The organism is uncultured Pontibacter sp., from assembly GCF_947499215.1.
Taxonomy (GTDB): Bacteria; Bacteroidota; Bacteroidia; order Cytophagales; family Hymenobacteraceae; genus Pontibacter.
This window is the reverse complement of sequence record NZ_CANMNI010000001.1, coordinates 924,658-937,969: the sequence shown is the minus strand read 5'-3', so window position 1 is coordinate 937,969 and position 13,312 is coordinate 924,658. Positions and strand designations below refer to the sequence as shown.

The window sequence follows — 13,312 nt, the reverse complement described above, 5'->3', positions numbered from 1 at the left end:
TCATGGCAAGAAGAACGATAGTAGATATATTTATTCCCTGCTTTGTGGATCAGCTGCATCCCGAAACAGGTATGAGCATGGTGAAAGTGCTGGAGCGACTGGGCTGCGAGGTGAACTATAATCCCAACCAGACCTGCTGCGGACAGCCCGCCTTCAATGCCGGTTTCTTTGATGAAGCCCGTGAAGTGGCGAACAAGTTTCTGGACGATTTCTCCAACGAGACCTCGCATTACATTGTAGCGCCCTCTGCCTCCTGCGTGGGGATGGTGCGCAACGCCTATCAAGACATCTTTGTGAAATCTTCGAAGCTGGTCAAGTACCGCGCCATGCAGAAGAAGGTATACGAACTGACTGAGTTCCTAACTGATGTGCTCAAAGTAACGGAAGTTCCGGGCGCAAGACTGGACGGAAAGGCCACGTATCACGACTCCTGCAGCGCCCTGCGTGAGTGCCACATCAAGGAAGGGCCGCGTGCTTTGTTGCAAGGCGTGCAGGGCTTGGAGATGGTTGAGATGGAGGACACGGAAACCTGCTGCGGATTCGGCGGCACCTTTGCCGTAAAGTTCGAGTCGATCTCGGTGGCGATGGCGGAGCAGAAAGTGGAGAATGCCTTGGCAACCGGCGCCGACTACATCATCTCAACCGATAGCAGCTGCCTGATGCACATCAACGGCTACATCCAGAAAAACAGAAAACCGATCAAAACCATGCACATCGCCGACGTGCTGGCGAGTGGTTGGTAAGGTATAGGTAATAGGTATAAAAGCAACGGCCTCACCCTGAAAAGGTGAGGCCGTTGCTTTTTTGTATAAGCTCTTATTTTCCAAAGAAATAGGTTAGACCAAAATTGAGATACATAGTTGAGAAATTGAGCTCCAATATATTCGATATGTAGGCAGCTTCAATATACTCCGGGTCGTTATTATACATAACGCTTTTATAGGTCTGGCCAATGTCACGCCGGCTATACCTCAGGGATCCTAAGTTGGCGGATACACCTATTCTGTCAGAGGGAAAAAAGGTGAGACCTGGTGATAGAGCGACTGAAAATTCAGAAGATCTATCATAATGGTCTCCCAACTGATAAACACCCACTTGATCTCTATTGGTAAAGAAACGTGAATTTTCAGTGTTTCCTAGGCCTGCAGATAGAGTTCCATGCATTGCTAGTCGTTCTTTCAGGAATTTGTATTGTGTCGCATAAACGCTGTAGCGCCTTCCTTCACCCTCTTCCAAATCATCACCCCGATAATTTAAGTTAGTACTCAGACTTTCGGATGTACTTTTGGTCAGGTACACTGAAGCTCCTATTTCCAGATTATCTTTCACAAAGACCCCAATGGCAGGTGCTAGGGTATAGGTATAGCTGTCCAGGGTGTAGGAATACTTTCCATTGGATTTATCAGGGTCCGCTTTCTGTTGGGTATAACCAAACCTTCCTGTAAGGGCAACATTTCCTTTTTGGGTTTGTGCCTGTGCGCCTAGGGTGATCAGGGCTGATGCACATATTATAGCTATCTTTTTCATGGGGAGACCGGCTAGCGTGCTATGAAATATCCTATGCCAATGCCCACGCTAGTCGGTGATAAATCGGCATTGAATGTGTTGTAGGTAGTGGGGGTAGGATTATAGGCTCCTTCTCCTGGTTTATTTCTGAGCCTAGTGAAGGAAAGAGAACCAAATCTAGCAGTGAAGCCCAGTTTTGGAGTGACAAAATAGGTGAGGCCAGGGTAAATGCCTATGCCGAGGGTAGTGGACTTGCTGATCACTTCAGAAGAGGAGTCTCCGTTACTACCGGATTTTTGATTGCCGAGCCCTAAAGAGACAAAACCGGTGCCGTGGAGTTGCAGTTGTTCCGTAATGGCTACATATTTTCGGGCGTACGGGCGTAAACTAATGCTATTGTATCTAGAGTAACTTTCTCCCTCATCCCATTTGTACCTATAGGCATTGTGTTCTAACCCCAAACCTGCTCCCAGTTCCAGCCCAGCATTAAGAAAATAACCGACCGAAGGGTTCAGATTAATACTCCGGGAGGAATGCAAATCTCTATAATCAACGTTGGTCTCATTTCTGTTTTCGTTTCTAAAACCCACCGATCCCTGCACCGAAACCGTGCCCTGAGAGGTTTGTGCAAATGCACTTGCACCGAGCATAGCCAGAAGTGCTGTCGTAAAGATTTTTCTCATGCTTGTTTTATGAAAGTTGAGATTCGGTAGATACAAAAAATATACCAATATATAGATTTAGGTATATTTTAAAGCTAATAGCACTTGCGCAGGAAGCATGCCCGTATAAACACGTAGTGCGCAAGGGTATTATACTTAAAATGTAGAGTATGTTAGCATTTTGAGTAACAGTGCGTTACAAACCTATTTTAGATTCGTATAAGGAAGACGAAACACAGGTGAAGCAGCTTCGGAGCGAAGGTTTTAGGTTGGTTGAACCTCGCTGTCCGGTCTAGTTCGATCAGCTGTTTTACCACATGCTGTTTTTAATTCAACCATGGGCTTGCCGCTATCTGGGGTGCGTTTAGCGGTTTGACCATGTTTCAGAAGGGAGTCGGTATCTGTTATTTATAATGCAGGCGGTTGGAACCGGCTCCCTTTCTTTTCTCTCCCAAGCTAATCTTTCTCTCTGACTTAAGGTGCTACGCGCTGTACCTGTAAACTATAGGGTATGTAACTGCGGGTAAACCCCGTTATGCTACGTGCTAATCGGTATTTCCTTTCCATTTGCTTACTAATTGCCACTTGTGAGCGTATAAAGCCCAACAGTCTAAAATGGCTGTTTGCGCTATGAAACCACTATCTCGGTTATACCTGTACTTCCTAATCGTGCTGATCGCTCCAGTTATTTATCCAAGTATAGCGCACGCGCAGACCGACGAAATTGACGCTGACCGTCCGGACCAGTCGCAGGGGCCGGGCGTGGTGCCGGGTCGTACGGTGCAGTTGGAAGCAGGTTATTTCTACCAGAAACGAACGCAGCAGATCAGGACGCACGCCTATCCCACGGCCCTTTTGCGCATTGGTCTGCTCGAAGGGGTGGAGTTGCGCATACAAGGCGCCGTGAAAGACTCCGTCATCGAAAACGGAACGGAGCGGCATATCAAAGGCTGGGGTCCGCTGAGCGTGGGTACGAAAGTGCGCCTATGGGAGGGCAGTGGCTGGCGACCTGCGGCTGCCCTGATGGCCATGGTAACCCTGCCTCTTGCCAGTGAGGTGTTTAAGCCTGATAATCCGGAGCCACAGTTCAACCTAGGCCTTGCCAATAATCTTTCTGAGAAAATGAACCTGACCTACAACTTCGGTTACGGCTGGACAGGAGGTGACCCCGTGCGCTCTTACGGGGCTAATATCACCCGTGAGCTTATCGATGGGCTGACTTTATACCTAGAGGTATTCGGGAGCAAAGGCAGGGGTGAAACAGCCGAGCACCAAGCCGGCATAGGGCTGCTATACCTGATTCTGCCCAACCTACAGTTTGATGTGGCGGCGGGCGGGCGCCTGAACAAAGCGGCTCCGCACAGTTTCATCACAAGCGGCATTGCGCTGAGACTGCCAAGATAAACAGGTATGGAGCAAATGACCAATAAGAGGCCAATCCGTAAGTCGCTGAAGGAGTATGCCCGGGGTATAGCCGGTGGTTTGCTGTTCAGTTTTCCGCTGCTCTACACCATGGAGGTGTGGTGGGCCGGCTTTATCGCATCGCCGCTGCAACTGCTGATAATGGTGCTCGTAACCTACCTGCTGCTGCTGGGTTACAACCGCTACGCTGGCATGCGGCCGGGGGCTTCGTGGCGCAGCGTTTTCATCGACTCAGTGGAGGAGATGGGCTTGGGGCTTATTCTTGCTTTTGCCGTGTTGTTTGTGCTCAACCGCATTCAGTTCAGTGAGATGTCCATGGACGAAATCATGGGCAAGATCATCATTGAGGCCATGGCGGTGTCTATTGGCGTGTCAATCGGTACGGCACAGTTGGGCACTCCGGAAGAGGAGCCTGAGGAAGAAGACGAGGCCCAGCAAGAAGCGCGAGAAGCCGGCTGGCGCACAGGTCTGAAGAGTAAGATTAGCTTGGTAGTGCTGGCCCTTTGCGGCAGCGTGATCGTGGGTGGCAACGTGGCTCCTACGGAGGAAGTGGTGGTACTAGCCGTTGGAGCGGAGGCTTATCACATTCTGCTCATGGCACTGCTATCGCTGCTGCTGAGTGTGCTAGTGGTGTACTTCAGCGATTTCAAGGGGACGGGTAAGCATGGAGGTGGCAACTTGGCATTCGCCATCACCGTGGACACCTGCTTGAGTTACCTGACGGCCTTGGCCGCGTCTGCTTTTCTGCTTTGGTTTTTCGGCCGATTCGAAGGGGTAAGTTTTGATGTGGCCTTTGCCCAGTGCATCGTTTTAGGCGTATTGGCAAGCTTGGGGGCCTCAGCCGGTAGATTACTTATAAAGTAAGCCAACATGGGAGAAGAAAGAGAATCATATAAAACCAAAAAGGAGAACAGAGCCGGAGAAGACGACGACAAAAACGCCTTAGAGTGGTCTGTCTTCGCCATAAGCTTACTCTTGGTGCTGAGTATAGTAGCCTATTTGGGCTACCAGACCTATACCGACGAGCCATCCACACCTGATTTGGTGGTGGAGTACTTCCCTGATCCTTCTGATAACGCCCCGCAGCGCTATCGGGTGGTGGTGCAAAACCGGGGAGGGGAAACGGCAGAAGAAGTACAGATCGAGCTTTCGATAGAGAAAGGAGGAGAGGAGATAGAGCATGCCGAGCTAAATATTGCCTTTTCCCCGAAAGCTTCGAAGCGGGAGGGCTGGGTGAATTTTAAAGAGGATCCGAAGCAGGCCGATACGCTTGTCGCAAGGGTGGTGAGTTACAAAAGACCTTAAATAAATTAACCGTAGAAGGAGCATAAAATGGCAAAGAAAAAAGTCTCTGACCGTTATAAGGGCCATAAGGAGTCTCCGGTGCCAAAGGGCTGTCTGCTGGCTATTGGTGGACGGGAGGACAAAGGTGAAAAAGAGCTCTCTGAAGAGCAATCGAAGAGCACCGACTTCGAAAGTGAGGAAATACTGAAGTACTTTGTCGGAGAGCTCAAAGGGAAGAACCCCATGATAGCCGTGGTGCCAACGGCCTCTACCGAGCCGGATAAAATTGCAAAAGACTACCTTAAAGTGTTTCACAAACTGGGGGTGCAAAATGTGGAGGTGCTTGATATCCGCAACCGGATGGATGCTTTAAGGCCAGAATTTAGCGATATCGTGGAGCGTGCGGCTGGTATCATGTTCACGGGCGGAGACCAATTGCGCCTGACGGCCATTCTGGGCGGCTCGCCGGTGCTGCAGCTTATGAAAGAGCGCTACACCTACGACGAAAGCTTTATCATTGCCGGCACCAGTGCCGGTGCCACGGCCATGTCCACCCCTATGATCTTTGAGGGCGAAACGCAGGGAGGTTACATCAAAGGGGATGTGCGCATTACGACCGGTCTCGAGTTTCTGAAGAATGTGGCCATCGACACGCACTTCATACAGCGAGGGCGCATCATACGAGTTACGCAGTGCATTGTCACCAATCCGGGCTGTATTGGCATCGGACTTGAAGAGGATACGGCCATCTGTGTATCAAAAGGATCTGAGATAAAAGTACTCGGAACTGGATTGGTCACCATTGTGGATGGCATGGGTATCACGGAGACTAACATCTACGAGATCAAGACGGGGCAGGCCTTCTCGGTGCGCAATCTCAAAGTACATCTTTTGGCTGAAGGAGATACCTATACCTTGCCGACTTATGATCAGCTACACATTTAGGCAGGCAGCAGAAAACGATATTCAGTAACCAACATGAAGGAAAAATTGCGCCCAATCCGAACCAGGCATTACCGGCTGATAGAAGAGCTGTCCAGTGAGTCCCGGCAGGACCTGCCAGAGTCAGGTATGCGACGCAGGGCCATCGCCATGACACTGCTGCAGCAGTACAGCCAGCTACCGGAACAGCCCAGCCTTGTATCCAGTGCCGATGGTGCGCTGGAGGCCATGGTCTTCACGGTGCCGTCCTATGTGTTCAAGTATGACGACAACCCGCTTTGGGTGGTATACCAAGACCTATTTCGGAAGCTGCCGAGCTATACAGAACTCCACCTGCTGGTGCCGGACGGAGGCGATACCAGAAAGCACTTGGAGACATGGCTCTCGGAGCAGGGGATGCTGGAGCGGGCGCGGTTTCACGAAATACCCAGCGACATCAAGATACTGGTGTGGGCCGAGGACGATTACGAAGTGGTGCAGGACCGGAAGGATGGCAGCTACTACTTGGTGCAGCCACATTCGCACCGCCGGGCTGCCGACGACTACACAGGCTATTTTCTGAGCAAATCACTGGGTATAAATCGGGTGAAATCACCGCTGTACTTTGAGGGTGGCAACCTGCTGGTGGGTGACGACTTCTTCCTGATGGGAGCGGACTACATGGTAAACTCCATGCTCGACCTGAAAGGCGTGCTGCTGCCAGAAGAGGGAACGATGGCCACGGAACAACTGGCAAAACTCTTCAGCCGCTACTTAGATCAGGAGCGCAAATTTCTTGTGTTAGGCAGCCTACTGTACGTGCCGGAAGAGGAAGAACAGGAGTTTGAGATGGACGGCGTGACGTGGACTGAGACCCTGCACTCTAAAAACATAGAAGGCACGGTGCAGCCGCTGTTCCACATCGACATGTTCATTACCTTGGCAGGACGCGGGAAATCCGGCAAATACCAAATACTGGTCGGAGACACTCGCTTAGCCGCTGAGGTGCTGGGTGAAGAACTCACAAATTACGGTATACCGGATGTGTTCGACGATGTGGCGGCCATGCTGGTGCGACAGGGCTTCGAGGTGATCCGTAACCCGCTGCCGCTCACTTATCTTGATAACCCGGAAGAAAGACGCAGGAAGTGGTACTACGCCACCTCCAACAATGCGGTCGTGGAAGTGAAAAGCAAAACCGAGAAAACCGTCTGGCTGCCCACCTACGGCCACGGCAATTGGGAATACCTCCGCAAAACCGATGAGGCCAACAAGCAGCTATGGGAGAAACTCGGGTTTAAGGTGATTCAATTAGAGGACTTCCATCCCTTCGCCGAGAAGTCAGGCGCGCTGCACTGTATTAAAAAGTATTTGAGGAGAGGTATGATTTAGGCATAGGTGGGGTTTACTCCTTAAAATAAACCGAATACGTCTGCAGAGTATCCCTAGTCAGTTCCTGCGCTTTTAGCCTGTCAGCTTCCGCCTCTGATTCCTGTCCAAGTTTATACCTAGCGGCCCCGCGGCCATAAAGCGCATCATACAGAAACGCCTCCTTACCGGCACGTTCGACCACCGTGTTATAGTCCTGCAGCGCCTGCTCGTACTTGCCCTGCTCCAGTCGCATTTCAGCGCGATGGTACAGGAAACCAAGATCATCCGGATACTCTTCCAAAGCTTCATCAAGTGCCTGTTCCGCCTGTGCAAAGTTCTTGTCGTAGCGGTAGCTCCAGTACAGCAGGTCATGGGTTTTGCGGTCGTCGTGGCCCTGTTCAATCAGCGAGTTCAGATAGTAACTGGCCTCCTTAAACGCATTTTTATTGCCCAAAATGCCTTCCTCTAGTTTAGCTTCGGCAGTCTTCTGTATCTTCTTGGTGTCGGTAAAGAAGTAGGGATCCGACAGGATAATCACCACAAAAACAATGGCTCCTAGCGTCAGGACGATGGTGATAATGCGGGATATGTTCATACCTCGGTTTTTGGTCTATGCGAATATAATAAATTGCCGGATAGCGTGGGTTGCAAAATGATGGGGCTACAACACCAAGTCGCGATGCAGTTTCTCGAGCGTCTCCAGCGCACTGATGCACAAGCCCGGGTGCACAGCAGAAGTCTGCACAATCGTGCTGCGGTTAGCCGTCAGCCAGCGGAAACGGGAGGCTGTGCCCAACTGACCGATCGGGCCACCTTCGCGGCGGCCGGCGCATACCTTTTCGAAGGCTTGCAATCGAGCCTGTAGTTCTTCCATATCCAATTCACCGAACACCGCTTTCAGGCGCTCCTCGTTCAGGGTATAGCGGATCTGTAGAAATCCTTGGGAGCTGCAAAGCAGGATAACGCCAACATTCAGAAACTCCTCACGCTCTACCCGCGGCACCACCCGTATCACGGCGTACTCAAATAAGTGTCTCTCTTGCATGCTGGGCGGCTTTCACAAAAATGTCAGAATGGGCTAATCGTATCTCAAAGAAGCGGGCATAGGCTTGGCGATGCTCCTCGGGCGTCTCAAAAGGCGACTCCACAACAGTCAGCCACTCGTCAGGTATAAGGGCCAGAATCTCGTTTATGCGGGCTGGCGTAAGGATTTCTTTCCCTGCCTTGTCTGTGGCCTCCAATGCGGTGGCCTGTGGCAAGAGCACATGGTCTTTGATCATGGCGAAAGGGCGTTTGGCCTGCTCTTCCCAGTTGTCCCACGAGTGGTGGAAAAACAGCGAAGCGCCATGATCGATGAGCCAGAGCTCCTTCTTCCACATGAGCATGTTGGTGTTGCGGGCAGTGCGGTCCACGTTGGTCACCAAGGAGTCCAGCCACACAATGCGCGAGGCCAGTTCGGCGTCGATGGTCGTGACTACCGGGTCGAAGGTGATGGCACCTTGCAAGTAGTGGGAGCCTAGGTTGAGTCCCTCGCTGGCGCGCAGCAGGTCCTGTATCTCTTCGTCGGGCTCAGTGCGACCAAAGGCCTCGTCGAGGTGCATAAACACAATCTCGGGTATCTGGAAGCCCAGCGCACGGGCGATTTCCCCGACAATCAGCTCGGCAATAAGCACTTTTATACCTTGTCCCGCGCCCCGGAATTTGAGCACGTACAGGAACTCGTCGTCTGCCTCCACAATGGCGGGCAGCGAGCCGCCCTCGCGCAAAGGCGTGACGTAGCGGACCACGTTGACGGTCCGGATCTCTGGTGATCTGTGGTTCATAGCTGCAACATACGAAAATTGTGCGGGCAGCGCTTTGCCTCCGCTGTAAAATATGTGGACCAGTAGGCGCTACACTGGTATTTCGTCCAAGGCTATACCTTGCAGCATGTGTGCCAAAATGGGTTGGCACTTCTCGCGGCAGGCAGGGTAGAAGTGACCATGTTTCCAGTAGGCCGATTTAGGCGACAAGCCCCACCAGAACTCTGCCAAAGCCAATGGCTTCATGTTGTGCTGAAAGGCATACTGGAGCAGTTTGGGCGCAGCGCATTCCCCGGCACCGGCAGGCGGGTTGCTATTGGCTGTCTGCCTGAAAATGTCGCGCAGGCTTTTCGACTCACCGGCTTGGTTCAGAAAATAGTACTGGTCGAAAAGCCTAGACTGGAGGGCAACGGAATTTGTTTTGCGCAGTTGCTGCAGTTCGTCGATCCGGTTCACATTCTCCTTTCTACTCCGCTCCTGAAGTTCGCTGATCTCCTGATTGATACGAGTGAGTTCACGCATGCCGGTATTCAGAAAGCTGCCTTCGGTGAGCGCATCGAATATGGGCGGCACAAAGGCAGGGTGGTGGTAACTGCCCGCCAGCTTCCCCGAAAAGGCCGCCAGATAGCCCAGTTCATCCTGCTCCGTTCGAACGACCAACACGCCAAACATTTTGCCGATGATCGACCCTTCCTGACCAGCAACCAGCCCGAAGTTGTGTTCCCAATCATTCTGCTGGGCAAGGTGCCGCTGCAACTTTTCGGAAGCCAGCAAGGCGAGCGCATGTGGTGTGTATTGGAAAGGGTAGGTAAACTTTTCGGGTAAGGTATAGGCCGCTGCAGCATCGCCGAAGGGTATAAGCAGGGGCTTGGTAAGGGAAAGTAACAAAAGAACCGGAATAATTTTTATGGCGACAAAGGTAAGCATATATAAGGTGCTTACAAGCTGTGTTGTGGCAACCCGAAACATAAACCCATGCACCGCGTTTTTTTAGTATCCTCAAGCTGTCTTTCCCATGAAAACAAACCCATACTTCGCACAGACCGATCGGCGCAAATTTCTGAAGGGCGTTACCTTTACAGTAGGCGGCACGCTGCTGGGCATGCCGCTTCTTTCGCACAGTGCCGGGCAGTATGGCGGCGGTCTAACCTTCGAAGAAGAAAGTCCGCAGACAGGAGCGCGGCAGCGAAAGAAGATGGGGATTGCCTTAGTGGGGCTAGGGCAGTACAGTACCAACCAGCTGGCGCCAGCCTTGCAGGAGACCGAGCACTGCTACCTAGCCGGCATCGTGACGGGCACACCCTCCAAAGCCGAGGCATGGAAAAAGAAGTACAACATACCTGACAAGAACATTTACTCCTACGACACCTTCGACCAGATCGCCAACAATAAAGACATTGACATAGTTTATGTGGTGCTGCCGAGCGCCCTGCATGCCGAGTACACCATTCGGGCCGCCAAAGCCAGGAAGCATGTGATCTGTGAGAAACCGATGGCCACTTCTGTAGCGGACGCCCAGCGCATGGTCGATGCCTGTCGCGAAAACAATGTTCAGCTGGCCATTGGGTACAGGCTGCATTTCGAACCTTTTCACCAACGGGTGATGGAGCTAGGGCAAAAGCAGGTATACGGCAAGGTAAAACAGATCGAAGCTCGCAACAGCTCGGATATGACCAACGGAAACCTCGATGTATGGCGCCTGAACAAAGAGCTTGCAGGCGGCGGCTCTCTCATGGACTTGGGCATCTACTGTGTGCAGGGAGCCATCTATACCATGGGCAAGTCCCCCGTTGCCGTCACGGCCACGTATGGCGAAGTCACAAAACCGACTTATTTCCACAGCGTGGAGCAGTCCGTTCGCTGGCAGATGGAGTTTGAGAACGGCGTCATGGCGGAGTGCCACACCAGTTATGCCGAAGACGAGAACCTACTCAGCGCCAAGGCCGAGAAAGGCTGGTGGCGCCTGAGTCCGGCCTATGCCTATGATGGTAAGAAAGGGGAGACCAGCGAGGGTAAAATGGACCTGCCCAACATCTATGAGCAGGTGCGGCAAATGGACAGTCAGGCACAGAGTTTTCGAAACAACCAGCCCTCTGTTGTGCCCGGCGAAATGGGCCTGCGCGATATAAAGGTGCTCATGGCGATTTACGAGTCGGCGGATGCCGGAGGGAAGCGGGTTGCGATCAGGTATTAGGTCTGGAAACGGACTTGGCCATGGGGGGCGCAGCTGGCTTATGGGTGTGGTTAACAAATGATTTTATTTAATCTGGATGAACTTCCATGTTTTGAAGCATAAATTCATATAGCCCTAATTGCTCAGGACTTAGTTCTTCTTCACTATTTATTGAAACTACAACAATAGCATTTCCTAGAGAGAAGATTTTCCATATCCATTTATTATCATCCTTTATGTATGTTGCTTCAATCCTAATACCTTCTCCGAATTCACCAATTTTCGGCTCTGACAATATCTCATAACTGGAAGTTATATCAGACAAGAACTGTTCAATCACTGCCGCGTCAGCTTCACCTTCTACTTCATATCCACTAATTGTCATTGTACTGTTACCATCGTTAGCGGAAATAGTAACTATACTATCGTCATCTTCATGCAGCTCGTAGTTTTTTGGATAATAAATCAAATATCTTCCAGTCTGTGGGATAAACTGTACCAATTCTACTTGAGCCATTTTACAGATTTGATTAAACTTCTATGATTACAATTATGTGCTAACGGACTTGGCTTTGCCATGGCGCAGCTATGGTAAAGGTGTGGTTATGCTAAGTACTTTTTAACTGTATTATCTGTTAAGTCTATATAAAAATCAAAGTTCATTTTCATATCAGCCCCAATCTCTTCAATCTGCATTTTTAGCTTCCTGCCTTCAATTTCCTTAAGATAAATTCCATCTGCTTGTATTGGGAGACTTATTTCTAATTCATTAAGGTTGGTATCAATCAGGATTAAATCCCAATAAGTAGTTATGAAGAACGAAGATGTTTGATAATCTGCTATTAGTGAGATGATTGGGTCAGTAGATAAGTCTCTGATTTTTTCTCTTTTATTTACATCTACTAAATAACCATGTCCACCAGCAACAATGCAGGCAATTCCTTTATTTGGCAATTCTGCTGTTAAAAAGTTACTTATTTCCTTTTCTCTGAAATGTCCACACCATTTACTGCCATTTTCATCTGTAAATAAAACGTAATGCCATTCCTTGCCACGCCAAGGGTCTTGTAGGTCGAAGAATACTTCTTCGTATTGCCCTGATATTGGTGGATTATTTAACTTTTCTATCATTTAGATTTCGCATAACGGTTTACGGCTTTGCGATGTGGCGGCATTTTAGCACAAAAGTTCAATAGAATTACTGATGTTGAATCTTGCACAAATGTTTCATAGTAGCACTTCACCCGCCATATTGCAAAACCGATGTTATGCGGTCGGCTTTCGATTTCAGTCAGTTTTATCATTGTCTTTAACAGCAATTTGTCCCGGCTTGAATGGATGGACATTTCACTGTTCCATAGCTACAAAATACACAACAGTCGCCCTGTTTTGGCTTTAATACCTTTTTGCAGCTTTCGCACTCGTAAAAATATTGGCAAGCGTCTGTCGGCATAGTTTCTTCTTTCTTATGTCCACATTCAGGGCAAGTGATAGTTGATTGCAGGATTATGTTCATTTTATTTCTTTTTTGTCGGTTACGGAATAGCCTGTTTTAGTTATGGCTTTTTCTATCTCTTGAATGTCGGTTTGAGTTCTATCAAATTCTATGATTGCGTTGCCGTTGTCGTAAGAAACATTCGTCTTAATTATTCCTGTCAGTTTATTTACTTCGTGATTTACGTTTTCTTCACAACCTGCACAAGTCATTCCGTTAATTGTAAATTCTGCTGTTTTAATGTTTGATTGGTCGGTTATGATTGTTTGACTTTCTGTCTTTGGAAAGAATATGTGGACATAACTTGGAAACGCAAGCATCAGTCCTGCAAAAACTGTTACGAAACCCAAAAACTTTTTTGTCTGAATAAAGGGTGTTTTTTCAGTTGTGTCGCAGCAGTCAATTTGTTTTTGAGGTTTCAGTTTTTGATACCAAGCAAACGCAAGAACCAAAACTGTCAAGCCAATTAAATATGGTCTGAATGGGTCAAGCCAAGAGAAAGTAGAAGCAAGTCCACTTGTTCCAGCCAACAGAGCCAAAACAGGTGTAATGCAGCATAGTGATGCCGAAATTGCTGTCAAAAGTCCAAGTCCTGCAAGTTTATTATCTGATTTCATTTTCTTACTGTCAATGTCGTTGGTTGTTGTCTTTTAAGCTGCCGCATAACGTTTTGTAC

17 protein-coding genes are annotated in these 13,312 nt (G+C 49.6%); 7 read left to right on the top strand and 10 right to left on the bottom strand.

From position 1 onward, the window contains the following. Positions 1–2: 2 nt before the first annotated feature. Positions 3–743 (top strand): (Fe-S)-binding protein, encoded by a 741-nt coding sequence (locus Q1A04_RS04080; protein ID WP_299701575.1) that lies wholly within the window; start codon positions 3–5, stop codon positions 741–743. Positions 744–816: 73 nt separating this feature from the next. On the opposite strand, the gene Q1A04_RS04075 is transcribed toward Q1A04_RS04080, so the two are convergent. Beyond that, positions 817–1,527, bottom strand: coding sequence for a hypothetical protein (locus tag Q1A04_RS04075; protein ID WP_299701572.1), 711 nt, complete (start codon positions 1,525–1,527; stop codon positions 817–819). 11 nt (positions 1,528–1,538) lie between these two features. Then, positions 1,539–2,189: an outer membrane beta-barrel protein gene (locus Q1A04_RS04070; RefSeq protein ID WP_299701569.1), complete on the bottom strand. Its 651-nt coding sequence runs from the start codon at positions 2,187–2,189 to the stop codon at positions 1,539–1,541. Between the two features lie 609 nt (positions 2,190–2,798). Here Q1A04_RS04070 and Q1A04_RS04065 point away from each other — a divergent pair. The 5 genes from Q1A04_RS04065 to Q1A04_RS04045 are packed head-to-tail and all read left to right on the top strand — an operon-like array spanning position 2,799 to position 7,187. Beyond that, positions 2,799–3,572, top strand: coding sequence for a transporter (locus Q1A04_RS04065; RefSeq protein ID WP_299701566.1), 774 nt, complete (start codon positions 2,799–2,801; stop codon positions 3,570–3,572). A 15-nt stretch (positions 3,573–3,587) separates the two neighbouring features. Then, the gene (locus Q1A04_RS04060) at positions 3,588–4,454 is read left to right on the top strand and encodes a TIGR02587 family membrane protein (protein WP_299701563.1); all 867 of its coding nucleotides are present in this window, start codon (positions 3,588–3,590) and stop codon (positions 4,452–4,454) included. A gap of 6 nt (positions 4,455–4,460) precedes the next feature. After that, on the top strand, positions 4,461–4,895 hold the full coding sequence (locus Q1A04_RS04055) for a hypothetical protein (protein ID WP_299701560.1): 435 nt from the start codon (positions 4,461–4,463) through the stop codon (positions 4,893–4,895). Positions 4,896–4,922: 27 nt separating this feature from the next. After that, entirely contained in the window at positions 4,923–5,819 is an 897-nt protein-coding gene (locus Q1A04_RS04050; RefSeq protein ID WP_299701557.1) for a cyanophycinase, read from the top strand. A gap of 33 nt (positions 5,820–5,852) precedes the next feature. After that, positions 5,853–7,187, top strand: coding sequence for a hypothetical protein (locus Q1A04_RS04045; protein WP_299701554.1), 1,335 nt, complete (start codon positions 5,853–5,855; stop codon positions 7,185–7,187). Between the two features lie 13 nt (positions 7,188–7,200). Here Q1A04_RS04045 and Q1A04_RS04040 read toward each other — a convergent pair whose 3' ends face one another. The 4 genes from Q1A04_RS04040 to Q1A04_RS04025 form a co-directional block, all read right to left on the bottom strand. Then, the gene (locus Q1A04_RS04040; protein WP_299701551.1) at positions 7,201–7,761 is read right to left on the bottom strand and encodes a tetratricopeptide repeat protein; all 561 of its coding nucleotides are present in this window, start codon (positions 7,759–7,761) and stop codon (positions 7,201–7,203) included. 66 nt (positions 7,762–7,827) lie between these two features. Then, positions 7,828–8,211, bottom strand: coding sequence for a DUF3037 domain-containing protein (locus Q1A04_RS04035; protein ID WP_299701549.1), 384 nt, complete (start codon positions 8,209–8,211; stop codon positions 7,828–7,830). Then, positions 8,189–8,989: a HipA family kinase gene (locus Q1A04_RS04030; protein WP_299701546.1), complete on the bottom strand. Its 801-nt coding sequence runs from the start codon at positions 8,987–8,989 to the stop codon at positions 8,189–8,191. The genes Q1A04_RS04035 and Q1A04_RS04030 overlap by 23 nt, the downstream gene beginning before the upstream one ends. Before the next feature lie 69 nt (positions 8,990–9,058). Further along, a complete protein-coding gene (locus Q1A04_RS04025; RefSeq protein ID WP_299701543.1) occupies positions 9,059–9,895 on the bottom strand; it encodes a pseudouridylate synthase in 837 nt (278 codons plus the stop codon). A gap of 88 nt (positions 9,896–9,983) precedes the next feature. On the opposite strand from Q1A04_RS04025, the gene Q1A04_RS04020 reads away from it, so the two are divergent. Then, on the top strand, positions 9,984–11,162 hold the full coding sequence (locus tag Q1A04_RS04020; protein WP_299701540.1) for a Gfo/Idh/MocA family oxidoreductase: 1,179 nt from the start codon (positions 9,984–9,986) through the stop codon (positions 11,160–11,162). 67 nt (positions 11,163–11,229) lie between these two features. Here the strand turns inward: Q1A04_RS04020 and Q1A04_RS04015 are convergent, their stop codons facing one another. The 4 genes from Q1A04_RS04015 to merTP all read right to left on the bottom strand — a co-directional run bounded on the left by Q1A04_RS04015 (position 11,230) and on the right by merTP (position 13,253). Then, entirely contained in the window at positions 11,230–11,658 is a 429-nt protein-coding gene (locus tag Q1A04_RS04015) for a hypothetical protein (protein ID WP_299701537.1), read from the bottom strand. A gap of 86 nt (positions 11,659–11,744) precedes the next feature. Next, on the bottom strand, positions 11,745–12,272 hold the full coding sequence (locus tag Q1A04_RS04010) for a hypothetical protein (RefSeq protein WP_299701534.1): 528 nt from the start codon (positions 12,270–12,272) through the stop codon (positions 11,745–11,747). Positions 12,273–12,450: 178 nt separating this feature from the next. Further along, complete coding sequence (locus Q1A04_RS04005) at positions 12,451–12,657, bottom strand: GDCCVxC domain-containing (seleno)protein (RefSeq protein WP_013631656.1); 207 nt, start codon at positions 12,655–12,657, stop codon at positions 12,451–12,453. Further along, complete coding sequence (gene merTP / locus Q1A04_RS04000; RefSeq protein ID WP_013631655.1) at positions 12,654–13,253, bottom strand: mercuric transport protein MerTP; 600 nt, start codon at positions 13,251–13,253, stop codon at positions 12,654–12,656. The genes Q1A04_RS04005 and merTP overlap by 4 nt, the downstream gene beginning before the upstream one ends. Positions 13,254–13,312: the final 59 nt, after the last annotated feature.